The sequence below is a fragment of the Paenibacillus terrigena DSM 21567 genome, from assembly GCF_000374845.1.
In the GTDB taxonomy this organism is placed as follows: Bacteria; Bacillota; Bacilli; order Paenibacillales; family Paenibacillaceae; genus Paenibacillus_K; species Paenibacillus_K terrigena.
This window is the reverse complement of record NZ_KB895428.1, coordinates 28735-52852: the sequence shown is the minus strand read 5'-3', so window position 1 is coordinate 52852 and position 24118 is coordinate 28735. Positions and strand designations below refer to the sequence as shown.

At 42.4% G+C, this 24118-nt stretch carries 23 protein-coding genes and 1 pseudogene; 17 read left to right on the top strand and 7 right to left on the bottom strand.

From position 1 onward, the window contains the following. Positions 1 to 58: 58 nt before the first annotated feature. A complete protein-coding gene (locus C558_RS0127000; protein WP_018759422.1) occupies positions 59 to 1102 on the bottom strand; it encodes a glycoside hydrolase family 88/105 protein in 1044 nt (347 codons plus the stop codon). A 140-nt stretch (positions 1103 to 1242) separates the two neighbouring features. Here C558_RS0127000 and C558_RS0126995 point away from each other — a divergent pair, with 140 nt between their 5' ends. Beyond that, the gene (locus C558_RS0126995) at positions 1243 to 2127 is read left to right on the top strand and encodes an AraC family transcriptional regulator (RefSeq protein WP_156826287.1); all 885 of its coding nucleotides are present in this window, start codon (positions 1243 to 1245) and stop codon (positions 2125 to 2127) included. Positions 2128 to 2156: 29 nt separating this feature from the next. Here the strand turns inward: C558_RS0126995 and C558_RS0126990 are convergent, their stop codons facing one another. Then, the gene (locus tag C558_RS0126990; RefSeq protein ID WP_018759420.1) at positions 2157 to 2717 is read right to left on the bottom strand and encodes a GNAT family N-acetyltransferase; all 561 of its coding nucleotides are present in this window, start codon (positions 2715 to 2717) and stop codon (positions 2157 to 2159) included. A 107-nt stretch (positions 2718 to 2824) separates the two neighbouring features. On the opposite strand from C558_RS0126990, the gene C558_RS32890 reads away from it, so the two are divergent. After that, positions 2825 to 3643, top strand: coding sequence for a MerR family transcriptional regulator (locus C558_RS32890; protein ID WP_018759419.1), 819 nt, complete (start codon positions 2825 to 2827; stop codon positions 3641 to 3643). 158 nt (positions 3644 to 3801) lie between these two features. Here C558_RS32890 and C558_RS0126980 read toward each other — a convergent pair whose 3' ends face one another. Beyond that, the gene (locus C558_RS0126980; protein ID WP_018759418.1) at positions 3802 to 5934 is read right to left on the bottom strand and encodes a fibronectin type III domain-containing protein; all 2133 of its coding nucleotides are present in this window, start codon (positions 5932 to 5934) and stop codon (positions 3802 to 3804) included. Between the two features lie 249 nt (positions 5935 to 6183). Here C558_RS0126980 and C558_RS0126975 point away from each other — a divergent pair, with 249 nt between their 5' ends. Next, positions 6184 to 8046, top strand: a complete 1863-nt coding sequence (locus C558_RS0126975; RefSeq protein WP_018759417.1) for a hypothetical protein — start codon at positions 6184 to 6186, stop codon at positions 8044 to 8046. 156 nt (positions 8047 to 8202) lie between these two features. On the opposite strand, the gene C558_RS0126970 is transcribed toward C558_RS0126975, so the two are convergent. After that, a complete protein-coding gene (locus tag C558_RS0126970) occupies positions 8203 to 9003 on the bottom strand; it encodes a DUF2935 domain-containing protein (protein ID WP_018759416.1) in 801 nt (266 codons plus the stop codon). Between the two features lie 100 nt (positions 9004 to 9103). On the opposite strand from C558_RS0126970, the gene C558_RS0126965 reads away from it, so the two are divergent. Further along, complete coding sequence (locus tag C558_RS0126965; protein ID WP_026264163.1) at positions 9104 to 9784, top strand: RNA polymerase sigma factor; 681 nt, start codon at positions 9104 to 9106, stop codon at positions 9782 to 9784. A 68-nt stretch (positions 9785 to 9852) separates the two neighbouring features. After that, on the top strand, positions 9853 to 10317 hold the full coding sequence (locus tag C558_RS0126960; RefSeq protein WP_018759414.1) for a VOC family protein: 465 nt from the start codon (positions 9853 to 9855) through the stop codon (positions 10315 to 10317). A 113-nt stretch (positions 10318 to 10430) separates the two neighbouring features. Here the strand turns inward: C558_RS0126960 and C558_RS0126955 are convergent, their stop codons facing one another. After that, entirely contained in the window at positions 10431 to 10904 is a 474-nt protein-coding gene (locus tag C558_RS0126955) for a MarR family winged helix-turn-helix transcriptional regulator (protein ID WP_018759413.1), read from the bottom strand. A 148-nt stretch (positions 10905 to 11052) separates the two neighbouring features. Here C558_RS0126955 and C558_RS0126950 point away from each other — a divergent pair, with 148 nt between their 5' ends. From C558_RS0126950 to C558_RS0126935, 4 genes are all read left to right on the top strand, one after another. Then, positions 11053 to 11637: a DUF3238 domain-containing protein gene (locus C558_RS0126950; protein ID WP_018759412.1), complete on the top strand. Its 585-nt coding sequence runs from the start codon at positions 11053 to 11055 to the stop codon at positions 11635 to 11637. An 89-nt stretch (positions 11638 to 11726) separates the two neighbouring features. Beyond that, positions 11727 to 12371 carry a DsbA family oxidoreductase gene (locus C558_RS0126945; RefSeq protein WP_018759411.1) on the top strand — a complete coding sequence of 215 codons (645 nt, stop codon included), beginning with the start codon at positions 11727 to 11729 and terminating at the stop codon, positions 12369 to 12371. A 197-nt stretch (positions 12372 to 12568) separates the two neighbouring features. Further along, entirely contained in the window at positions 12569 to 13195 is a 627-nt protein-coding gene (locus C558_RS0126940; RefSeq protein WP_018759410.1) for an FMN-dependent NADH-azoreductase, read from the top strand. Positions 13196 to 13299: 104 nt separating this feature from the next. After that, positions 13300 to 14433, top strand: coding sequence for an MFS transporter (locus C558_RS0126935; protein ID WP_342662361.1), 1134 nt, complete (start codon positions 13300 to 13302; stop codon positions 14431 to 14433). A gap of 79 nt (positions 14434 to 14512) precedes the next feature. On the opposite strand, the gene C558_RS0126930 is transcribed toward C558_RS0126935, so the two are convergent. Next, on the bottom strand, positions 14513 to 15094 hold the full coding sequence (locus C558_RS0126930) for a TetR/AcrR family transcriptional regulator (RefSeq protein ID WP_018759408.1): 582 nt from the start codon (positions 15092 to 15094) through the stop codon (positions 14513 to 14515). 296 nt (positions 15095 to 15390) lie between these two features. Between C558_RS0126930 and C558_RS0126925 the strand changes: the two genes are divergently transcribed. The 8 genes from C558_RS0126925 (at position 15391) to C558_RS0126890 (ending at position 23192) form a co-directional block, all read left to right on the top strand. After that, on the top strand, positions 15391 to 16647 hold the full coding sequence (locus C558_RS0126925) for an MFS transporter (RefSeq protein ID WP_018759407.1): 1257 nt from the start codon (positions 15391 to 15393) through the stop codon (positions 16645 to 16647). Between the two features lie 41 nt (positions 16648 to 16688). Beyond that, positions 16689 to 17750: an LLM class flavin-dependent oxidoreductase gene (locus C558_RS0126920; RefSeq protein ID WP_018759406.1), complete on the top strand. Its 1062-nt coding sequence runs from the start codon at positions 16689 to 16691 to the stop codon at positions 17748 to 17750. 64 nt (positions 17751 to 17814) lie between these two features. Further along, on the top strand, positions 17815 to 18753 hold the full coding sequence (locus tag C558_RS0126915; protein WP_018759405.1) for an alpha/beta hydrolase: 939 nt from the start codon (positions 17815 to 17817) through the stop codon (positions 18751 to 18753). Positions 18754 to 18952: 199 nt separating this feature from the next. Beyond that, positions 18953 to 19096 carry a hypothetical protein gene (locus C558_RS34500; protein ID WP_211220806.1) on the top strand — a complete coding sequence of 48 codons (144 nt, stop codon included), beginning with the start codon at positions 18953 to 18955 and terminating at the stop codon, positions 19094 to 19096. Between the two features lie 241 nt (positions 19097 to 19337). Then, positions 19338 to 20672, top strand: a complete 1335-nt coding sequence (locus C558_RS0126910; RefSeq protein ID WP_018759404.1) for a spore germination protein — start codon at positions 19338 to 19340, stop codon at positions 20670 to 20672. 11 nt (positions 20673 to 20683) lie between these two features. Continuing rightward, positions 20684 to 21757, top strand: a complete 1074-nt coding sequence (locus tag C558_RS0126905) for a GerAB/ArcD/ProY family transporter (protein WP_040675985.1) — start codon at positions 20684 to 20686, stop codon at positions 21755 to 21757. After that, a complete protein-coding gene (locus tag C558_RS0126900) occupies positions 21750 to 22835 on the top strand; it encodes a Ger(x)C family spore germination protein (RefSeq protein ID WP_018759402.1) in 1086 nt (361 codons plus the stop codon). Before C558_RS0126905 ends, C558_RS0126900 begins: the two co-directional genes overlap by 8 nt. A 111-nt stretch (positions 22836 to 22946) precedes the next feature. Next, positions 22947 to 23192: a hypothetical protein gene (locus C558_RS0126890; RefSeq protein ID WP_018759400.1), complete on the top strand. Its 246-nt coding sequence runs from the start codon at positions 22947 to 22949 to the stop codon at positions 23190 to 23192. Here C558_RS0126890 and C558_RS31990 read toward each other — a convergent pair. Next, a pseudogene (locus C558_RS31990) lies at positions 23179 to 23936 on the bottom strand (CPBP family glutamic-type intramembrane protease). The gene C558_RS0126890 and the pseudogene C558_RS31990 sit on opposite strands and share 14 nt — an antisense overlap. Between the last annotated feature and the right edge of the window lie 182 nt (positions 23937 to 24118).

The following is a 24118-nucleotide window of genomic DNA, read 5'->3' as shown; positions in this document are numbered from 1 at the left end:
AAAAGAGCCTCCATGGCGTTTGCATGGGGGCTCTCCAAATCATTTGATTCGTTATGACTCATAGAAGCTCAGAGAATAACATGAGAACAAGCCCCTGCCCATACAGCGTAGGATGGCAAGGAATCTCATGATAGGCTTCAATGGAAGGCATCACCGGCGTACCTCCAGAGACGTCCGTTACTTCTCCGCTTGGTAGTACCTTTTGCACAATGGCCTTCAGTGCCCGAAAAGCAGAATCCTCATAAGCGTTGTCTATTAACCCTTGGCGAATAGCCTTTAGCATGCCACAGGCAATTCCAGCACTGCCCGATGTTTCTGGATAGAAGTCGGGTCGATCCATCACCGTGGCCCATAGACCGTTAGCTTGTTGAAAGTGAATCAATCCATGCATCATTGCGCGGTAGCGTTTCATTGCTTCTTGCGATAGGGTTGCGATGCCTTCCAGCTCTTGCATGATCATTGGTGTGCCCACGGCGATCCAAGCGTTCGCCCGAGTCCAACGTGCTGCGGACATGTGATCTTGCGCTATACAATTCCATCCATGAAACATGACACAGGTTTCTTTATCTTCTAGTAATTCCAAGTGAAGCTCTACCTGCCTAACCGCTTCAAAAGCGTAGGAATCATCTCCCGTGACTCGTGCGAGACGAGCTAAGAAGAGTACAGCCATAAAGATCGTATCGGCCCATACCTGCTCAGGAAAGCTAACATTTTCAGTGACGGTATGCTCGAAAGCCCCTTCACGAGTACGTGGGGCTTCTGTAAGTATCCATTGTCCGACGCGCAGGGATTCCTCTAGAAATAAGGGATCGTGTGTGTATTCATAGAGTGCGGGAAAGATGGCAAAGGGGGCCACTGCATTGATAACGATTGCTTGTTCCGACGTCGGCATATTTGTGCGTGCCCATTTGACTAGATAATCGAGAACTTCCTCATTGCGCGTATTCTCATAATAAGACAGGATTGCAATGACACCTACGCCGGGAACCCAGTCCCAATGCTGAATATCCATTCCCCAATTGCCTGTGTGATCTGATACCATATAGCGATAAACTTGGTCTGCAGTATGTCGCAGAGAATCGTGAGAAATTGGTTTTGGCATTCGATCGCTCCTCCATAAACGTGAGAATGTATACAATGAATATACAATGCAAGGTGAAGTAAATCTTGGCCGATCGTCTTTTTGGATTGGGATATTGTCTTTAAGATTTGGACTTGTGGGAGGGGGATCTAACTTTGGAGATGGAGAAGCAGAGAATTGTATCAGTAGAGGATGAATTAACGAATGCCACACTCATGGATTTCCCGGTTCATTGTGTGTATCGAACCACAAGCTTAGAGCAGCCAACGTTTCACACCCATCGTGGTTACGAGCTTTATCTATGTGTACAAGGTGAGGGCCACTTTATCGTTGGTGAACGGATGCATGTACTGGGAGCGGGGACGTTCACCGTTATTAAGCCAATGGCTTTACATCGATCAAGACCACATCAGAATACTCCCTTTCATCGTTATATCCTAGCGGTAGAAAGGAGTTTTTTAGAACAATTGGTTGTAGAAGATCGAGAATGTTGGATGACGATCAGACAATGGCTTCCCGATGCAGAAAATGATTCAATTCATTCTCAATTAAATACCCAGCAAATATTGCGATTGCAGGAAATACTAGCTCAATTAGAATGGGAAACGAAGAGGAAACAGCCTTGTTATCCGATCATTGTTAAAAGTCTGCTCTTACAACTGTTTGCACAGTTAGGGCGTTATCAGATTAAATCTCCGGAAGTCGTCCAAGTTCGAAACGATGTAGAGAAACAAATGGTCGAAGGTATACTCAGCTATATGATGGAGCATTACGATGAGTCTCTCAGTGCGGAGAAATTATGTGGACATTTCCATGTGTCACGTTCCTACTTCTTTCGAATATTTAAGCAATATACGGGAGTTACGATGAATGAATTCCTGGTTTCTATTCGAATGACGAAGGCCAAAGATCTTTTACAAGGAACGGATCTACCTATAACAGAAATAGCAGGGAACGTTGGTATCCAAGATGTTTCTCACTTTTGCAACACATTTAAACGGTTAACCGGCATGACACCAAGTCGCTATCGCGCTCTAGAGCCATAAACAAAATATATTGTATTGGTCCGCTTTAACTATAAGCTTTTCGTCATATGAAAGTATGTATGTCCAGAAATTAGAAATTGACTCTCGACCTGATAATGATGGCGCTCATAAAGTCGCTTAGCGGCGATGTTCTTAGCAGAAACATTTAATGACAGCTTGTTATGGCTTTGTCTGCGTGCCAACTGATCCATCTCCTCAAGAAGTTCTTTAGCGATCCCTTGTCCCCGAAATGCTTCATAAACAGCAATTGTGTCCAAATGAAATTCTCCTGGCTGAGCTTCGCTCGTCTCGAATTCATCCTGGTCCTCACCAAAGAAGAGCGTAACATCATTTTCCCATTGCTCGCAGAATGCATCAGTCATTTGGCTGTCGTACATTAACGCAATACCCACAGCTTGACCCTCTATTTCTTTTACGATGATATTGGTATAACTAAAAAAACTTATTTCCTGGTCAAAAGCATGTTGAATAAACGCCATGACCTCTTTTTTGTTGAAATGTTCAGTGAAATAAGACTCCTTTTCATCCATAATCATATAAATGAGTTCACTTACTTGGGAGACGTCTTTCTTCGTGGCTTGTCTTATCATTATTTTCATCCTTTATTAATAAATTCTGAGCCAATATCCATCGGATCCTTGCAAAAAAATACTTTACAGTATAGGGTAACCCTATAGTCAAGAGGGGGATGAACATCATGTCAGATCAAAAAAATACTCCATACCTTACTACCAGTGACTTTGCAAAAATATGCGGGGTAAGCAAACATACGTTGTTTTACTATGATGAAATTGGCATCTTGAAGCCGAGGATAACGAATCCCAATGGTTATCGTTATTACGATATCAAACAGTACTATACCTATGAAATCATCTCAGTTTTAAAAGAAGGGGGAATGGCACTCAAAGAAATAAGGGACTATATTCAAAATCAGAATTCGTCACATTTTTTATCTATACTTACACAAATGCAACAGCAACTGACCTTAGAGCAAAATAAATTGGCGCGCATGCAAAATATATTGCAAGGAGCTATCAAGATTACGGATCAAGGACTGCGCGCTGTCATTGGAGTGCCGTGGATTGAAGAATTCGAGGAAGAATATTTTATTGCTGTACGCGTAGCTGAAGGAGATGGCGAGAAGGAATCCATCCGTAAGTATTATGAACAACTTCATGAACTCGAGGAAGACTTGGTTGAACTTGAAGTTGCCATTTGTTCCATCGATCAAAGTCGTGTGGAAGCAGGGGATTATAGAGAGACGAATTATTTTATTAAGATCAAGGAAAAGCATGAAAGTGATCAGCTATTTATTAAGCCCAAAGGAGCCTATGCGATGATCAATCACAAAGGCACTTACGAGAGCATGGATTCATCTTACGAGCAGTTAAAGGCATACATTCATGCTAAAAAAATGGGTATATGCGGTGATGCGTTTGAGCTTGAGCTACTCGGTTATCTGTCGTCAAGTAATCCAGATGAATTTGTCACTCGGATCGCCGTTCAGGTGAAATAGAGTGGGTGGACTGAAGGGCCGAAAGAGTATATCATTCGAAGGACAAGAACAAATAAAAAAACCAGGCTTTTCTTTTTTTATGTAGGAACATTTGTGTTAAAGAAAAATGCACAAATGTTCCTACATTTACGTTATTTGACACAATGATACAAAGCAGCTTAGAAGGCCAGCAAACTACAGGCTGCTTGTACAAGCCCGTATGTGATCGTGTCAATGGCATCCGTTATGACTTCTTCGGATATATTTAACGGTTTGATCTGCTTGATTGCCTGTTTCCCTGCATTCACCAAGTCCACCAGCAGCAACTTTTGCTCTTCGTGTGTTGTCGCGACGTTAAGCTTGCTTTGTATTTCACCCAGCTTGCCCTCGAAAGTTTTCATAATACTCTGGAAAATGACGGTTGGGTCTTTGCTAGCGCTTAGGGTCACTTCTTTCTGGAAAATAACTTTATTCGCTCCACTAGAGGGATTGATGAGCGCCGCTTGAATAACCGCGGTTGCAGTATACGCCTCTTCAGGAATGGAGACGACGCCGTCTGGCGTGATAGTGAGATGGGAGCTTCCGGATACCTTCTTCCATGTTAGCGCTTGCGGCGGAATGTCAACGGAGGCTACCTTCAAGCTGTAATTGTGCTGATATCCATCGTTGCTAACTTTAACGGATTCCTGGGCCATTAAACGAATATAAGCAACTGTCCATGCATGAACGGCTGGCCCGTCATGTTTCAGCCTTTTCTGGAAATTCAGTAAAGTCGACTGAACATCATAAGCAGAGACGTTAAGATTTCTTAATATCTTGCTGATATTGTAATAGCTTGTTTGACTAAGCTGATTCGTTATTGCTTTCATCAGGACGTCCGTCATTTTCTGATAATCGCCTAGAAGACCAAACAGTTCGACGGGAGACATTTCCGAGAGATAATATAGAACATGGCCTTCGATCCCTCTGAGATTGTTGCCATCCCCGAAAATAAACGAGAGAATATCCTCCATCGTGAGGTTTGTTTCTCCACCTGCCACAGCTATCGTATTCAATGTCCATAGAAATTCGGGATCAGACAAGATGGTTTTTATCCCGGATTCCTGTTGATCGTATGGGAGCGATCCAATCGTCACGATGATGTGAAACAGCTTCCTTTTCAACTCAGCCTTGTCAACAGATGCAGGCAGCTTGGGTTTGATTTTGTTCCAGATCGGATCCATCAAGGATTGGTCGGTTATCTCGTCCAGTTCGGCAAATTCAGAACTTAGCCTGCGTACATCCTCTACATCTGCCGGATCACCTGTGTCAAGAGCGGCACGCATTTGGTTGCTCCGTTCCAGGAACGGCATTCCCGCCTCATATTTTACGGTAAAGCTGCTGTTGTACCGCGTTTGATTACCGTCGTTATCCGTGGTAAAGATTAGAAGGGAATGCGTGCCGCTTGGCAATCTGGGAGCGATCGCGGTCAGCGTCTCAGATGCTTCGTCATAACTGAATGGCACCATCCTATTGTCGATCCCGACCATACTCATGCTTACATTTATGCCGGAGTCTTCATCGTATACTTTGGCTGTGATCCTCGGCCAGGCCGTCGTTAATTCATCGTCATTAGCGGGAGACACCGATTCAATAATCGGGTTTATACGATCTTGAGGGAATGTTGACACCGTAAGGGCAGGGCCGTCCGTCGTCCAGCTGCCATCAGAGCGCTCCGCCTCCACCTTAAAGTTATATGTGGTTTTTGGCGTCAGATTCGTTGCATCGAATGTGGTTATATTTCCTTTCACAGCTCCAAGGAGAAGGCTATTTCCATATATTCTGTAACCCAAGCTCTCTTTGGCGGGCGTCCAGGATAAACGAAGTGAAGTCGCATCGATATTCGATGCTTCCAAGACGCTGTTTTCCCATGCCGTCAGCCGGACGTTGAAGCTTCCGTTGTATTCTTGCAAGATGTTCTTATCATGATCTAAGACACGAATGTTTAAGGAATGGGTACCGTTCTGCAAATTAGAGCAATACGTAAACACCATACCATGCATATAATTCGGCTCACTAAGTTGTTGGCCGTCAACCATGATAATGATCGAACCCGTATCTGCTATTGGAATCCCAAGTGCAAAGCTGATGTTCGTAAAGCTCTCGGTAATCATTGCGCCGTCTGACGGACTCACGCCGCCGATAATGGTTGTTGAGTTAGCTGCTTCTCGGGTGCCTGCTCGTTCTTCCGCATAGGAAAACTGGGGAACGAAAAGCATGACCAACAAGCTTACAATGAGCAAGTACGGCATTCTTAATCGAAAATTTTTCATAATTCCCTCCTTAATCACACAAATTTAATATTCATTTCGTGTAATAATATATCATTAAAGTTCGCGTTTTGAATAACTTTTTTTATTTCAATCATGAGCCAATGTATGCGCCATTTTCTCCAGTCGAGTGGAGCCGTTCTTCTTCGCTGTCTTTTCCACGTTTGTGCAACAATTACTATCCAATTTCGTCAAATATTAGGAGTTGTGAGTGAAGGGGACATGAGAGTTGATCATGCAGAGGAGGTAACAATGACCTACACACGTTTGATTGTTTTGGTGTTAGCTTTTGAAGTACTTGTCACGGCTGTAGTCGGACTTGGCATTTATTTTGGATTTTCAATATTTCCTTATACTCAGACACCGTTAGCGACAATAGGTACTGCTGTGCAGACATTCGGGATTTCCTTAACCATCCCATTATATATGCCGTCGCTTACGGATCTGAAAATCCCATATTCGTATCTTCAGACGGGCCCACAGGCATGGGGGATTATGGCATTCCTTGTATCTGCGGCTGTCATGGGATTGCAAAGTTTTGTCCGGGGCATGTACCTCGGTGGTCTGAAAGGATGGGTTCTGAACCGTAAGGCAGGCCCTCTATTTGCGAGTGGACGCAGGTATTTCGGTGATATGATCGCGTGGTCAATCTTTCAATGCGTGATAGGCGTATTGATTGTTTTCCTCGCTGCAATCTTTTTCCCGTTGGGGATCATATTGATGATTGCTTTACTGTTCTACTCGCTAACGCCATATCTGATAGTCCTCCAGAACATCTCTTTTATTGATGCATTAGCAAAGGCGCCTCGCATGTTTCGACGCTATTTCGGCACTTTGCTACCGCTTGCGCTGTTAGCCATGCTTTGCACGATAGTTGTTAGCCTATTCCGGTCACTGCCACCCCCTTGGGGATACGCGGTACCTTTGATCGCTTACGCATGCATTGGAACCTTACTGATCGACGGGCTTATGAGGTTGCTGGCTGCGAAGCTAACGCTGGACGGCGAACAGGTTCCGGATCTGCCATTCGGTGAGGTTCGCGATCGTAGGATAGTAAACGCTATGATTGTTCTGCTCGTACCGGTACTCGTCTCGGCAGGTATTTTTGCAGTTTCTGGCAACCATTTAAGTGCGTTGGATTTCGGCAGCAAAAAGCGGCTCGACGGTATCTCTTTCAATACGGATTTCTCTGACGTATTCCGTGCATCGGATCAAAAGTATACAGCATACGAGTGGCAGACAAATGATTACCGTCTTGCCATAAGGCTTCCGGACTTATCCTACGAGCAGAAGCCAGAGGAACTGCGTGGGATAGCCGACATTACGTGGCAGGTAAATGAGGAAATTCGCACTTCATATGGGTATTCAACTCAAATTGACGTGCAGCCGATCATGCACAAGAGCCGGATTTTGTATCGACTTGTTCGGGAGACAGCTAACGATGGCAGTTTCTACTACTCCAGTATGAGTGGCTCTGCTTCGATCCTGCCGGGAGGGGAGCGGCCGCGTGAGCCAATATCCATTCAAATGATGGTTAGCGGTGACGGCAGCCATATTTTTGTCATGCAATATCCAACGCGCTTTTATATTTCATCGGTATTCCGAGTATCGGATGACGGGCGGTATTTGATCCCGGGTACAAGTCAGATAAATCCATTTGATTTCCATACGTATTGGTTCACCGCGGAGCAGAGTGCAGAGAATCTGTTCGAATTGTTGGCCGCCAAGAACAAAACCAATTACATCACGACGATGGACCGTGCTTACGTGGTGCTTGTTTGTGCTATGCAGGAAGGAGACGGGCGATTGGTCGTCAATCTGCTAGAGTCGATGCGGCAGGACGGCGTAAACGTGAAAGCTCCCGACTGGGATGCCGTGACGTGGACAGAGTACTTGCAGGGCCGTTATAAAGGTGCCAGCTTGCAGAAGACTCTGGAGCTACTGACAAAGGCTGGCATTCAAGGGAGCTATGAAGGAAAAGAACTAGTGGATAAAAGCGATGCGAAGATCGGTGTCTATCGGTTTGAGGTGCCGTTCCCGGACGGAATGCTGCCAATCACATATAAGGAATCTAAGGAAGACGGCAAACTGCTGTCCATTAGTATCATGGACTAGATCAAAGAGTACCGCCCGATTATTCGAAATAAGGGCGAATGAAAAAGGCAGCCGGTTAAAAGCTGCCTTCTCAATTTTACATATGGACGATTGAGTATGAAAACCAAATCGTGGTTCAATCCATTTACTTGAGGTATCAAATAGGTCACTGCGCGGTCAGGAATGCTTTTGTTTGTTGAGTGAAGCATCGAACGCATCGATAATGAAAAGGAATCTCTCGGCTTCTCGGAAGACGTGGTCTGCCAATAAGGGATGAATGATGCTTTTGATGCGGCACGAATCGATAAGATCGCGTGCTGTTTTCTTAAAATCGCGGAGTGATTTAACGGATACTCTGTTCTCGTCAAGGAATTGATCAAGTAGGGGATAGGTTTGAGATTGTGGACGCATAGAGTCGAGATCTATCGCTTGGAATAATAAAGTATCAAAATCATGGCTAAAGCTCCGTGCTTGTTCAACGAGTTGACGTTCGGACGGATCTAATAGATGCCCGATAAATTTGGCATGATCAGCCATGATGCGTAGGAAAAATACATTCTCATCAATGATTGCATCGGGCAGCGGTTCTAGATTGCCTAGATTTAATTCGGAAAGCCTATTTCTAAAGTAGTTGGCCTCCCTACTAACATGATCCACCAGTAGTGGAAAGTTCGTTCCACCAGGCAATTTGCATTGTAAGATGAGACCTAATACCTTCCGCTTGAAAGCCCAAATATTAGAGGCCGCCACATAGACTTCTTCATTGAATCTCCGAATCGTCTGAGGATCAGTATCGACGGTATACGCATGTGATTTGTTTTCTATCCCTTCGAATACGGTGTAGAATTGGTTGGCTTCCTGAATCAATTGCGTATCTTCACAGCGAAAACCTAATTTAAGAAAAAAAGAATGTTCCTTCATAATACGTGACCAGAATCGTATTTCATCGAGGGATCGTGTTACAAAGGGATCTGGCATATATGAAATAACCTCCCACTCGCATCATCTTATTAATACTTTATGCGCGGTATTTCATATTAGAAAAGGAATATGGTGAAGTGTTATAGAAATAACAAGGATGAACTGGAGAACGATTTTATTTCAATATGGCATGCGAATAACTGGAAACCGTTGGGATGCTGAAGATTTAACGCAGGATGCAATGATAAAACTGATTGAAGCTATCCAAAGAAATCCGGAGAGGACTATAACAAAAGCTTTTTTGTACCGTATAGCTAAGAACGCGTGGATTGACTGTAAAAGAAGAACGCAAAAGATCCAAACCGTATCACTAGATCATCGTTATGAAAGGGCAGAGTTAGATCCTTTTTTGTCTAGCCGGGAGTTGTTGGAACAGGTAGGGGAACGATTATCTCCAAAAATGGCCGTTATTATATTGTTAATGGATGTCTTCGACTTTACCGCCAGAGAGACTGCGGAGTATGTAGGGATGAGAGAGGCTTCAGTACAAGTAACGTTAGGGCGTGCCCGATTAAAACTCAAGCAATTGGCTCAAGAATCATTTGAAGGTAAAGCGAGAAAATCTCCAAAAGCACATAAGGAGACAATTGTTGATATGGATGCTTTGGTCGACGCTTTTCATAGATGTGATCCTAAAGCCATCTATCGGGCATATCTTGGACTAACGCAGGAAAGTATTTATCTTACTGACATTAAGACATTGAACGCTCGATTGCATTTTACATTTAAGGACCTCGATGGCAACTATTTTAGCGTCGTCTCAAATAAATCTTTATAAGATGTTTGGTTTTTACAGAATTAATCGTTTATTAATATGTAAGGAACAAAAACGAAAGGATGATTTGGATGTCAGGAATTCAAGGAAATGCATTAAAGACAGTTTGTTCGATTTATGTGCCGGTTAGAAATCCGTCGAAGTCGGCGCAATGGTGGCAACAGAATTTTGGATTAGAGTACGCGGTGCCATTTAATGAAGCAGAGGATCAAGCTATATTGAAGCTGTCTGATGGACAATGGCTGCACTTGGTAGAAACGGTAGGGACGATCGATAATCAATTCCCCAATAAAGCTGGTTATGAAATGTTTAGGCTTACTTTTGAAGTGAGGCAGATCGAGGTATTGCATGATAATCTGAAACAAAATGGTGTGAGAATAGATGAACTTCAGGATCGAAATAGCTGTGGAATCAACTTTGTATTTTACGATCCGGATGGCAATAAATTTGATGTAAATGAATGTGTTAATGTTCATCGAACACCCGAGGAAGTAGATAAAGTTAAGGCTCATTTATTCAATCTTATTCCAAGTTGAGTGGCGGCAATGTCAAGCTTGTTTAAAGTATATTGACCTTGAGGAGGACGATCCTCAAGGTCTTTCTTGAATAAGTACAAATCTGTATCTCAGCTAGTTTTATCAGGACCAATTTACCAGACAGGTTTTGACCTCGATGATAAATTACCTTCATTTACTTCATAAACTAATTTTGTTAAATCTTCTTTGAGCATTTGCATTCGTTCTGCACCAATGTTATCAATCCACCGCTGTTCTATCTCAGCTATGATCTCCTCTTTTGCTTTCATTACTAGCCAGCCACGTTCGGTCAGAACAATAATTTTCCCTCTCTTATCATTGGGATGCGTTTGACGTATGACATAACCACTTTTCTCAAGAAAATCCACCATTTTACTCACCGCTTGCTTGGTAATTCCTAAGTGTTCAGCTAGTTCTATACCGGTTGCTCCATTAGGAATGATATGTTTAAACATAAAACCATGTGCAGGTCTAATGTCTCCAAACCCCAATTCACTCAATCTGTCATGCAGTTCATCTATCAATGCACTGAAGGATAATGACAAAAGTGATGTAAGATCGAACTCACTAAATACTGGATGATTCATAATAAAACCTCCTTGAATAAAGTCAATTAGGTTGACTTTATTTGAAGTACATTGTACTATACGTAATGTGGTCAATCAAGTTGACTATATGGTTTTTCTCATGAACAAAATGGAATTCGCTAAAAAAAATACACGATGGAGGTGCTATATGATTCATATTGTTAAAATAAGAGCAAGTGTATTTATTCCGATGTCTTGGACTGAAGCGAGGAAGGATATTCTAACGGGAAACGTATTCCAATTCGAAGGCGACTCACGTGAATTTACACCTTATGTTGTCAACACGATGCGTTCCAGAGTTGAACAAGAAGTCGTTGTAGATTTTAATAAAAAAGAAATCTTCACATATGCGAATACTGGCATAACAACAGAAAGAGTCACAACGCTAGATGGTACCGTTCATAAAAGAACAGGAAAAGCTAGTACTGAAGGCATTTTGTGCACTGATATCGTATGGAGTTCTGATAACGTCAAGTTTCAAATGAGTGCAAGTGCTAGCAACCCATTAAATGAATATGCACCTCCCGTTGACTATCTATTAAATCTAAATGTCAAAAATGATGGTACTGTCGAGATTCAAGGTGCACATGATGGATTCCCTTGTTTTGAATTTTATAAGCAAGTAAATTTTGATCCGTTTGAACAACTGTATACACATGATTTCAGAGAAACGGGTGATACGCCTGAAGCTCTAGCTGGAGAAATGGAGTATCGTTTTAAAAAAATATTGTAAGGTCAATGTGTTGCCACATTGTCATCGAACCAAGATAAATTTGTATTCATAATCGGTATATTGTAAGAAAACTGGGAGGGAGCGTATATATGACTGTGAAAATTAAAGTTTATTCTGATTTTATATGTCCATTTTGTTTTTTAGGGACAGGTCCATTAGATGAAGTTGTAAAGGAAAAAGATGTAAAAGTAGAATGGATGCCATTTGAATTGCGTCCTAGTCCATCTCCGAAAATTGATCCACGGACTCAACCTCGTGTAATGGAAGCTTGGAATTCATTTATTTATCCTACTGCTAAAAAATTTGGATTAGATATAAAGTTACCTCATTTGCGTTCGTATACGCACCTCGCGTTTGAAGGTTACCAATTTGCAAAGGAACATGGAAAAGGAAATGAGTTTCACCATAGAGTGTTTATTGCACATTTCCAAGAGGAACAAAGTATTGAAGACATCGAAGTGTTAACAAAATTAGCGGACGAAGTGGGACTTTCTCAGGAAGCATTTAAAGAAGCGTTAGTATCACGAAAGTACCAAAAAATGCATCGAGAAGCTATAAAGCATGCCCATGTTGAAGCACAAATTACGGCTGTTCCAACGTTCATTATTGGTGACGAAGTTATTCAAGGTTTTACTAGCAAAGAAAAATTAGCAAAGGCAATTGATCAAGAAATAGAAAAGAATAAAGAGAATGAGTTGGATGGACTGCAATGTAGTATAGATGGGGATTGTTAGTGCTAGATTAATTAAGTGGTGAAATATAAATTTTAAAAAATGCAGTCAACCAGATTGACTGCATTGGGATTCTATTGTAAAATGCGAAACGAAGTCAATTAAGTTGACTATATTATTATTGTTATAAAAGTAATAGGATACCCCTTTTTAATGAGTAATTAAATAACAACATGAGTGATTAACAGGAGGATAAGAGAATGACAACAGTTTTATTCGTAAAAGCAAACAATCGCCCAGCAAATCAAGCGGTTAGTGTGAGATTATATGAAGCATTTTTAGCGTGCTATAAAGAATCACATCCAAATGATACCGTGGTAGAGCTTGATTTATACAAGGAAGAATTGCCATATGTAGGCGTAGATATGATTAACGGTACATTTAAGGCGAGTAGAGGACTTGATTTAACAGAAGATGAAGCAAAGGCTGTAGCTATTGCTGATAAATATTTAGACCAATTCCTTGCAGCGGATAAAGTTGTGTTTGGTTTCCCATTATGGAATTTAACAATCCCAGCTGTACTACACACCTACATTGATTACTTAAACCGCGCGGGCAAAACATTTAAATATACGCCAGAAGGTCCAGTAGGTCTTATTGGAAATAAGAAAATGGCATTATTAAACGCAAGTGGCGGTGTATATTCTAAAGGACCAGCAGCTGAAATAGAAATGGCTGTTAAATATGTAGCAAGTATGATGGGCTTCTTCGGTGTAAAAGATATCGAGAAAGTAGTCATTGAAGGTCACAACCAATTCCCTGATCAAGCAGAAGAAATTATTGCCACAGGGCTTGAAAAGGCTGTTAAAGTAGCAAGTACATTCTAATTAACAAGATACTTGACACGCAAAATGGCAGTACCAACACTTTTATAGCGGTGGTACTGCTTTTTTAATTCGCTTATTCTATTGATAGAAAGAAGGATTACAAGATCATGGAACGTTTATGGACAAAAAACTATATCATGCTGACAATTACATCGTTATTACTATTTAGTGGTTTTTATTTACTCATGCCAACACTACCTATGTTTATTAAACAATTAGGTGGAAGTGAATCTCAAGTTGGATTTATTATTGGAGTGTTTACGATATCGGCAGTCATTTTTCGTCCTATTATTGGAGGATTAATGGATCGGTATGGTCGAAGGGTATTTATCATAAGCGGTTTACTTTTTTTTGCAATTACAATGTATTTTTATGATTGGATAACAGGAATTGTATTCTTAGTCATTTTACGCATCTTCCATGGAATCAGCTGGGCAGTTGCTACAACTTCAACAGGAACGGCTGTGACTGATGTTATTCCACAATCTCGTCGAGGAGAAGGAATGGGATGGTATGGACTTGCAATGACTTTAGGGATGGCTTTAGGTCCCATATTAGGTCTTTGGGTAGCAAAATCATTTTCCTTTCATTATCTATTTCTTCTATGCACAGCATTAGCAATGATTGCATTCATATGTGCACTTGGTACAAAAATACCAGCGGTTCAGAATACATCCAAACAACCATTATCATTTTTTGAAAAATCAGTCTTGCCAGCAGCTATTGTTACCTTTTTTCTTTCTATTACTTTTGGTGGCATTACCACATTTTTACCCCTGTTTGCAGCCAAAATCCAAGCTAATGCTGGTATTTTTTTCTTAGTTTATGCTGTCACACTTACAGTAATTAGACCGCTTGCAGGGAGGATATCTGATAAACATGGGGAAGGATCCATTATTGCCCCTGCGCTTGTTATCATGATAATCGCACTATTCGTCCTAACAATGACAACAGGGCCAGTTGGACTAGTGATTACAGCTATTTTGTACGGAATTGGATTCGGATCAGCACAACCTGCACTTCAAATAGCAATTTTACGATTAGCACCACCAGAGAAAAGAGGTGTAGCGAACGCTACATTCTTTACTGCTTTTGATTTAGGGATTGGGTTGGGGGCTATGATTCTAGGTTTTGTGTCACAGCTCATGGGATATCAAATGCTATTTGCTGTTTGTGCTGTATCTGGGTTTATTAGTCTGTTCATTTTTATTTTGTTTGTAAAAAAGACATTAAAATAACTTGTTAATTTACGAAAAAAGCGCTATTCATATGACGGGTGTTAATAAATCAGCATGACGTGATTGAACTATGTCTGATTTACTTGAGCAAAGTGAGTGTCGTTGTTATTGCATTGTCAATAAATGATCGCTGTGGACGAGCCTTCATCATTACTGAAATTCCAATTAACGATATAATTAGTGCACGTGATACAGCCTTTGTGTCTGTGTTGGCCTCGAGCTCACCCGTTTTTACCCCTCGTTCAATGGTTTCTTGAAAAATGACTGTTAGATACATTTGATGTTCTCTGGTCAGAATTTCAAATTTCTCGTCATGAGGCGCAAGTTCGACCAGGGTATTGATACAAAAACAGCCCCGACTGCGATCTTCTGAATATTCCTCAGCAACCACGTCATTAAAAAAAGTGGAAAATGCTTCTTTTACAGAAGAATGGATTTGAAGTCTAGCTCGTATATCGGAAGCACGGGACATCGTGTATTTACGAAGCGCGGCTTCGAACAGTTCTTTCTTATCTCCAAAGGCAGCGTATATGCTAGGACGTTGAATACCCATTCTGGCAGTTAAATCGCTAAGCGAAGTAGCTTCATACCCCTTCTCCCAAAATAGCTGCATCGCTGCATCCAATACTTTCTCTTCGTCAAATTCACGGGTTCTTGCCATGATGAATACCTCTCATTCAACTCGATTTTTTTCATTGCGCTATGATTTCGGACCTGAATTAATGTCACATTATGTACTGAATAGTATATTATAATTTTATGATTAGTCGTTCATTTTGTCAAATGAAGATTGGCTCATTCCAATGTGTTTGAAGTAAGAAAGATATCATTAGCAGTGATCTCATTTTTTTTGTTGACAGTTGCATGAACCATGGGATATATTTACTTGGCAAATAACATACCGATCGGTAAGTTATAATTTTCGCCGGTCAACATGAATGGAGGGAGGGGACACAAATGGAGGAAGTTAGTGAAAAAGCAGCAGTCGATGTTGATTCGTCACAGCCGCAGCAGATCACGTCTAATACAGGCCGTCATGCTTCCATGTCTCGCTATATGACACTATTATTTGCGGTTGCCTGCGGGATGTCGGTCGCCAATATCTACTTCGCCCAACCGCTACTCGATCAGCTGTCGAGTGAGTTCGGCATTGACTATTCAATGATTGGCATGGTTATTACGATCACGCAGATCTTTTATGGATTGGGACTGCTGCTACTAGTACCGCTTGGGGATTTATTGAACCAGCGCCGCTTGATTATCGGTCAGATGTTATTGTCCATGATAGCCCTGGTTATCGTTGGAACTGCCCCCAACAGTACACTTCTATTTGCAGGTATGGCTTTGGTGGGAATCCTTGCCGTTGTAACTCAGACGCTTGTGGCGTTCGCGGCAACGATGGCTGCCCCGGCCGAACGTGGGCGTGTCGTTGGTATAGTAACAAGCGGGATTGTCATCGGCATACTTCTTGCGCGGTCCATTTCAGGGATATTAACAGATCTTGCGGGTTGGCGTTCCGTATATCTGCTCTCTGCTGCGTTGATGCTTGTTATGATTCTTATGTTTTTTAAGGTATTGCCTCAAGTGGAACGCGAGGTCAAATCACTGACCTATCCTCAACTGCTGGGATCCGTGCTTATCCTGTTTGTACAAGAACGAATGTTACGTATCCGCTCTGTTCTGGCCCTGCTTATTTTTGCCGATTTCAGCATTTTATGGACTTCGCTCGTATTGCCCCTAAGCACGCCGCCTTTCTCTCTATCGCATAGCGCGATTGGAGCATTCGGTCTTGCAGGAGTAGCTGGAGCGTTAGCTGCAGCACGAGCAGGGAAGCTGGCTGATCGAGGTTACGGACAGAGAACGACAGGTATTGCGCTGATCTTATTGTTGATTTCTTGGTTGTTTATTAGCTATACCGAACAATCACTGTTCGCATTGGTTATTGGCATTGTGCTTCTCGACTTGGCAGTGCAGGCTGTACATGTCACGAATCAAACGATGATCCTCCCGTTACGTGCGGAGGCGCGCAGCCGACTAACTGCTGGGTATATGGTGTTCTATTCCATCGGAAGTGCCAGCGGTTCTATCGCTTCGACCCATATCTATGCGCATTATGGTTGGGAAGGAGTATGTTTGCTGGGGGCTTCTGTCAGTGCTGTAGCGCTGCTATTCTGGGCAATGACCAGACGAGCTACGACTGCCGAAGTCAAATAAGTTTCTGATATATGATGTTTTATAAAAAGGAGAGAGTGGCTGTGGAAATAGGGATTACTTCGTTTGTAGAAACCAAGCCGGATGTTCAGACGGGTGAAGTGATAAGTCACGCACAGCGATTGCGTGAAGTAGTCGAGGAAATTGTTCTTGCCGATCAGGTGGGTCTTGATGTGTTTGGAGTAGGCGAGCATCATCGAAAGGATTATGCAGCATCTTCACCAGCAGTTGTGCTATCTGCGGCGGCATCACAGACGAGCCGGATTCGGCTGACCAGTGCAGTGACGGTGCTTTCTTCAGCTGATCCGGTGCGCGTTTATCAGGATTTCTCTACGTTGGACGGGATATCTAATGGACGTGCGGAGATTATGGCGGGCCGGGGTTCCTTTATCGAATCTTTCCCTTTGTTTGGTTATGACTTACATGACTATGATGAACTATTCGAAGAGCATTTGGAATTACTCCTGAAAATACAGAATTCCGAAAAAGTAACCTGGAAGGGCGGGCATCGGCCAGCGATTGACGATTTGGGCGTGTATCCACGGCCTGTTCAAGATCCTATGCCGATATGGATCGGAAGTGGGGGGAATCAGGAGTCAGCAATCCGTGCCGGTCTGCTAGGATTGCCATTGATGCTGGCGATCATTGGGGGAAGTCCGATGCATTTTGAACCGCTTGTACAGCTGTATAAGAAGGCGGCAGCGCACGCTGGTCATGATGAATCGCGGCTTAAGGTTGGATCGCATTCAATAGGATTTATAGCAGAGAATACGGAACTAGCAGCAGATACATTTTTCCCATCTACCCAGGCAGGTATGAATAAGCTCGGCAAGGAGCGAGGCTGGGCGTATTATGACCGCTCTAGCTACGATGCCGCGCGCAGCTTTGAAGGCGCACTGTATGTTGGCGATCCGGACACGGTTGCCCAGAAGATTATTCACCTTCGCAAACATGTAGGCATTACACGCTTTATGATGTATGTACCGTTGAGCACGATGCCGCATGACCAAGTGATGAGAGCTATTGAGCTGCTTGGAACAGAGGTTGCACCACGGGTTCGAGAGGAAATTACCAAGTGGGAAGCAGAGACCGGAAATAGATCGTAATACAATTTTGATACATAAAACGACAAGTGATTCGAAATCACATCTCATTTTAGGAGGAGTTCATATGAATTTTGAAAATCGCGTATTGCCGGAATTACGATCAACATTAGCACAATTTCCGGGTTTTCAACTAGAGGATCATTTAGCGTGGAGCAGGAGTTTACTCTCGAATCCTCCCATTGAAAAGTCGGAGGACGTATGTACGACAAGCCGGATGATTCCAGGCGCAGCAGGCGAGATGCTTGTAAAAATTTATGAACCCGCCCAGCGAACTGACGCTAAACTTCCAGCCATGCTGTGGATTCACGGGGGAGGCTATGTTATGGGACATCCGGATATGGACGACGCTCTGTGCGAGCGCTTCGTGCAGGCGGCTAAATGCGTTGTCGTATCGGTCGATTACCGACTTGCTCCCGAGCACGCTTATCCCGCTGCCATTGAAGATTGTTATGCCGGCTTAACGTGGATGACGGACGAAGCTGAATTGCTTCGCATAGATTTGGAACGGGTTGCGATTGCCGGTGCAAGTGGAGGAGGGGGTCTTACCGCAGCGCTTGCTCTAATGGTTCGCGATAAAGGCGGGCCAGCCCTCATCTTCCAAATGCCGCTATATCCGATGCTTGACAATCGCAATAGCACGACTTCAAGCCATGAAATTACGACTGCTAATGCAACCTGGAACCGAGCGAACAATTTGGCGGCCTGGCGCATGTACTTGGGGGAGGAGAACGACGCTAGCGACCTATCCCCATATGCGGTTCCGTCAAGAGCCGAGAACTTGGCGGGGCTGCCGCCGACTTATACATGCGTAGGCCAGCTCGATCTGTTCCGAGATGAGACGATCGAATATGTGACACGGCTAGCGGAGGCAGGCGTAGACGTCGAATTTCACCTGTATCCCGGAGCTTACCACTGCTTTGAAGTGTTCGTTCCGCAGGCAGAAGTGAGCCAGCGTGCCAGTCAGAGCTATGTAGACGCGATTGCTAGGGCGCTTAATCCTTAATAGTTTATCATGGATACAAAAACCATTCTTGATATTTGCTTTTATTGAGACGAAGTTGTAATTTCGGGAAGAGCATGCGAAAAACTTGCTGCTTATCACTACAATCGTCGATAGCAGCATACACGCGGATACGATCATTATTTTCGACAGTTCTTATCATGCTTACGCTAATTGAATATGGGGCCTGAAATTCTTACTTTTGGCATGGAATAGGTTGCCGCATTTGCGGCAGCCTCTTCCGTATTTTGAACGTCATTTGAAGAATTATGTGGTGAAGGCTTATTATGCGGAGGGGCTGGAGTCGCTGGACAATGTTTTTGATACTCAGACACTTCGCAATTAATGATTAATGTCGCACTTGTTCATGATGAAAGAAATTTGATTCTCGAGGCGTTTGATCTTCTCCTGCATTCGCACAGTTGTAATGGCTCTCGAGAATATCGAGCATATCGGATTTTCTCTGAACTTATTCAGGGAACCGATTCGATAGACTGCTTCGCAGATTTGAATATCCAAAATGATACAGGGAAATACTACTTTCAAAATCATTTGGCGTACAAAAGGACGAGAGGAGAGGAGGGAATTTGATTACGATCGGCGAGGTTACTCGTAGCATGAACGAAGCAGCACGTTCCCATGATTTCAAAGTTCAACGATTATTTAATGGTCAAGAACAATGCTTTATTTATTTCTACGAATCCCTATGTGATTCAATACTGATTACGGAGCGAATTTCTACGACTTTTGCGAAAAGTACGGCAAAGCATGCTTTTGAAGCCATGCTGCGATCGGAGCTATTATGTGAAGAAATTCGTGAAGTAAGCTTATTGACGGGTAAACTGCTCAACGGTTATGCCATTGTTTTCTATCATGAACGACTGTGGGGTCTATCTGCTGCGGACGTTAAAATCAAACAGCCTAGTAAAGTGGATGTAGAAGCAACCATCCAAGGTCCGAATATTGGCCTATCAGAAAATATCCAAACCAATATCAATCTCATTCGCAACCGTTATCCGTCAGTTCATCTTAGGGTAGATGATTGTTCTGTAGGGCGTGTATCTCAGACGAAAGTGTCTATTCTGTATGATTCCTCGCGTGTAAATACAGACATTTTACAAGAAATACAGAAAAGAATGAAGGCTATACAAGCGGATATCGTACAAGATTTAGGTCAACTTGAAACACTAATTACGACGATGAAGTATCGGTTATTTCCTGTGATGCTTAATACGGAACGACCGGATCGAATTGTCATGAATCTTGCGCAAGGCAAAATTATTTTAGTTATGGAAGGAACACCTTTTGCTTTAATCGCTCCGGTTGTATTTTATGATTTTATGTCTGCAGTAGATGATGTTTATCAGCCTTTCTGGATCACTCGGTCACTTGTTATCCTTCGGTACTTGGCACTCGTTACGATGATCATATTACCCGCATTCTATATTGCCATCGTCTCCTATAATCCAGAAATTTTTCGTGTGCAATTAGCTGTGTCTATCGCAGGAAGTCGATCCACTGTACCTTACCCTTCATTTATGGAAGTATTTATCATGTTATTTATTGTCGAAGCGTTAATAGAAGCCAGTATCCGTCTCCCCAAAACCATTGGACAAACGGCTACAACGGTTGGTGGGCTCATCCTTGGTCAGGCTGCACATGAAGCGGGATTAGTAAGTACAATTATGATCATTGTCGCTTCTTCGGTAGCTATCTTAAATTTTGTCATCCCCGTGAACGCGATGAGTTTTGCTATGCGGATTGTTAAATATCCTTTGATTATCCTGGCGATCCTTTTTGGCATTACAGGCATCATCGTAGGAATGTTCTGCTTTACACTTTATTTAGCAAGCTTGACGAGCTTTGGTAAACCATATTTCCGTTTCTACCTAGATGAACATTCCACCACTAATTATAAGTAAAGGAAACTGTCATGAATCGGTATCCATATTACCTCGTTTCGCTCTGTGCATTAACTAGCCCGTTTCTATATATACCCAGACTGCTCCTTCAAGACCGATATCATGGGGCAATTGCTGCAGTAGGGATCGCTATGCTGTTAGGCGTTCTATTGAGTTACTTCTTCATAACAAGCTTGAAGCCATTCCATGAACTAACTCTTCACGAAATATTGGACAAACACGTCTCACATTCAACCAAATTCTTGATTTCTTTTCTTTTAGGACTAACTTGGCTTGCAGCGGGGGCTTCCGTATTAATTACCATTTCCTTCGTCATCAAGAGATTTATGAACCCATCAATGAATCTTCATGTATTGATCCTCTGTTTCCTCATTGCGGGGTGTTGGGCTGCTCTGAGAGCAACAATGCCCATTCTCTACAATCTGGAGTTATGGTTATTCATTACAATCCCGATCCTTCTTTTTATTTGGATCAAGGAAATGCGAAATGAGACGTTTTCTTGGGATGCCGTTCTGACTATGAGCGATTATGCACTTAAAGTTCCTTCATGGGAATTAATCGCTGTCAGCAGTTTTCTATTCACCGGGTATATCTCCTTATCAATCACCAATGGTAACAGCCGTGTTATTAACAAAATGCATTGGATATGGTTCATTCCGGTCATCGGGATCATCGTGTTTAGTGCCACATTCTTCATTCCCATCGGTATTCACGGTACGCAAGCTGTCGATAAATATGTATACATCGGGGTAAATACAGCTGATTCCATACAGATGAAATTCGGATTAATTGAACGTGGCGTATTTCTATACTTGCTCTGCTATATTATCTTGTCGTTGTTATTCATTGTGATGAGTTGGCATGTCGCCTTGAAATGGATGGGCGGTGCGTTTAACAATTACTCGGTCAATTTCAAGCGTATTTTGGTAGGGATGGTTAGCATCAGTGTATTTATTTATGGCTATTATTCAACTGAGAAACAAGTCATGTCACTTACATATAGTTGGTTCACAATACGTTTCATCGCAGAGATCTTGTTGGTCGTACTCATGGTCAGAGTTAAAAGGAGACTTGGATGTGAATAAGGGATTCTTGATATTGCTCGTCACCATCATACTTCTCCTTCCTGGATGCGGGTTTAAAGATATTGATAAACGTTTTCTTGTCGTGGCGATCGGTGTGGATCAAGGCGTAGAGAAGAAATATAATGTGACTTTGAAGCTCATTATCCCGACGACTTTGACAGAACCAGGGAAATCCAACTCGCAATTGGTCAGTATGGAGGCGGATAGTATCTCGGAAGCATTAGAACTGATGAGATCCCAGGTAGACAAACAATTAGACCTGGGTCATGCGAAAGTTACGATTTTCGGTAAGTCGCTTGCACAAAAGGATATTACCAAACATATTGACTGGTTCATCCGCCGTCGCGGCGTACAACGGATCGAGTATATCGCTGTTGCGGAATCAAATGCAAAAGAAATACTAACGACAAGCAGCAAGTCGGAAAGATTAGCGGGTAATTCTCTCATTCTAAGCTTTGGTCATGAAGGAACGGAGTCCTCATTTATCGTGTCTGAATATCTGTATGATTTTTATGAACGGCTCTTGGAAAAAGGGAGAGACCCTTTCATGCCCGTGATTAAAATCAAAGACAATAATTACGAGATCAATCAGATCGCATTGTTCGATAAGAAAAAAATCCGATTAATACTCGATCCGAACCAAACTCGAATTCTGAACCAATTGTTGTATAAGCGGCCGGATTTCGAAATAAGAGTTATCGAAGAGAAATTGAAATTTTCACTGTCCGTACATAAATATCATTATCGTTATCAGATACATAGGTCTACGCAAGGGCAGCCTACGATCGATTTCGATGTTCGTATCAAAGGGACGGCAGAAGAGTCAGAGGAGATTTTTTTTCATGAAAACTGGGGAGAAATCGAGCAAGTTGCCGAACACTTTATAGAAAACGCCTATCTTGATCTTCTAACGAGTATGCAAAAAATGAATCTGGATCCGCTTGGATTCGGTCTACGCTATATGGCGACACAACATGAAGGAGATAAGGAATGGGAGGATTGGAAGAGTCTGTATCCACAAGTGAAATTCAACATTAAGGTGAAATTGATCTTAGAAGGAACGGGAGAGATCAAGTAAAGGAGCATGAAGGAGCATGATAACTTCTCCCAATCAGTCTTCGGAATCTCTCATGGGAATCCCTGTTCATAAAAACGCTTATAAGACAGTGCTTCAAGAGGCAGCAGAAAGTTGAAACCAACCATATCGGATGAAAAACTGCTGAATGAACGAATTGATTACGCAGCTAATATCCTAGATGCAGCGCACCCTAACTTCTCAATCGATAAAAATATCGAATCCATCGTTCAAGAAGAGTTTGAGTCCTATATGAGTGGCCAGAAATCGGTAGATGAAGTGAGTAAGTTAATTCAAAACCGCGTCATGACCTATTTGAATGAGCAGATATACGGAGTTTATAAGGCTATAGGGCTTTAAGCCCTTTAGCTTTATTCCTCTTTCGATAGAATTCAAATGCAGCAAAAATAAGCAGCGCAAACAAAAGTGTACCTAAAGCAGACGCAACATTCGTATCTGGAATATATACATCCCAGAATGAATTAATAAAGGCATGGAAAATAATACATAGGAAAAGGTTGAATAAATGACCGTCAAAAGAAAAGATAATGCCAAGGCACTTAGCGTGAACCAGAGAAAGTTCATATTCATTTGATTTGAACCAACCACGAACCATAATGGCAGATGCCATATTGTCCAAATACCACCCACAATGAGCGTACTTCTGAATGGCGACCATTTTTTCTGCAACGTAGGCTGTAAATAGCCACGCCAGCCGATCTCTTCCAACCCACCTCCGATAATCATGATTGGGAATTCAATCAATGCCAGGTATAGAGGATTCTCCATTGATGCTCCACCCCAAAGCGTTGGCAAAAAACATGCTGCAAAAGCAAGACCGATCGTAAATATGTACCATACTAATGGATGTCTAGGATTTTTAATGTTACGAATAAATGATTTAAACTCTTCTTTAGAGCTATATTTCTTTTTCAGCCAAATCTCGCAAATAGCAGGGGTAACACCACCAAGGATAAACAATATCATTGAAAATGCAGTACCAAACCTGAGCCAATTGAGCTGTGTTAATATCGCTAACCCGCCCCATAGAATCCACGACGTAACAAAGGTATAGAATAGAAATCTTCTTATCTCTTGCCCCAAATTATGAACCCTCCTTATTTTGATCCCAACAACAATAATACGGATTTGCATAGTGTATTCATCAGTCGGATTTCGTCAAATTGCACTTGTTCATTTTGGAACATACCATAGCATTTTTGTAAAACAACATCTCTTAAAATGCCATCAATAGATGTCATGAAACGAAACGTAATAAAAGATAT

Coding starts and splice junctions, on each gene's coding strand:
- C558_RS32890 (WP_018759419.1), top strand. CDS start 2,825: ATGTCAGATCAAAAAAATACTCCATACCTTACTACCAGTGACTTTGCA.
- C558_RS0126915 (WP_018759405.1), top strand. CDS start 17,815: ATGAATTTTGAAAATCGCGTATTGCCGGAATTACGATCAACATTAGCA.
- C558_RS0126950 (WP_018759412.1), top strand. CDS start 11,053: ATGATTCATATTGTTAAAATAAGAGCAAGTGTATTTATTCCGATGTCT.
- C558_RS0126905 (WP_040675985.1), top strand. CDS start 20,684: ATGAATCGGTATCCATATTACCTCGTTTCGCTCTGTGCATTAACTAGC.
- C558_RS0126925 (WP_018759407.1), top strand. CDS start 15,391: ATGGAGGAAGTTAGTGAAAAAGCAGCAGTCGATGTTGATTCGTCACAG.
- C558_RS0126945 (WP_018759411.1), top strand. CDS start 11,727: ATGACTGTGAAAATTAAAGTTTATTCTGATTTTATATGTCCATTTTGT.
- C558_RS0126965 (WP_026264163.1), top strand. CDS start 9,104: ATGAACTGGAGAACGATTTTATTTCAATATGGCATGCGAATAACTGGA.
- C558_RS0126955 (WP_018759413.1), bottom strand. CDS start 10,904: ATGAATCATCCAGTATTTAGTGAGTTCGATCTTACATCACTTTTGTCA.
- C558_RS0126980 (WP_018759418.1), bottom strand. CDS start 5,934: ATGAAAAATTTTCGATTAAGAATGCCGTACTTGCTCATTGTAAGCTTG.
- C558_RS0126960 (WP_018759414.1), top strand. CDS start 9,853: ATGTCAGGAATTCAAGGAAATGCATTAAAGACAGTTTGTTCGATTTAT.
- C558_RS0126990 (WP_018759420.1), bottom strand. CDS start 2,717: ATGATAAGACAAGCCACGAAGAAAGACGTCTCCCAAGTAAGTGAACTC.
- C558_RS0126975 (WP_018759417.1), top strand. CDS start 6,184: ATGACCTACACACGTTTGATTGTTTTGGTGTTAGCTTTTGAAGTACTT.
- C558_RS0127000 (WP_018759422.1), bottom strand. CDS start 1,102: ATGCCAAAACCAATTTCTCACGATTCTCTGCGACATACTGCAGACCAA.
- C558_RS0126970 (WP_018759416.1), bottom strand. CDS start 9,003: ATGCCAGATCCCTTTGTAACACGATCCCTCGATGAAATACGATTCTGG.
- C558_RS0126930 (WP_018759408.1), bottom strand. CDS start 15,094: ATGGCAAGAACCCGTGAATTTGACGAAGAGAAAGTATTGGATGCAGCG.
- C558_RS0126940 (WP_018759410.1), top strand. CDS start 12,569: ATGACAACAGTTTTATTCGTAAAAGCAAACAATCGCCCAGCAAATCAA.
- C558_RS0126995 (WP_156826287.1), top strand. CDS start 1,243: ATGGAGAAGCAGAGAATTGTATCAGTAGAGGATGAATTAACGAATGCC.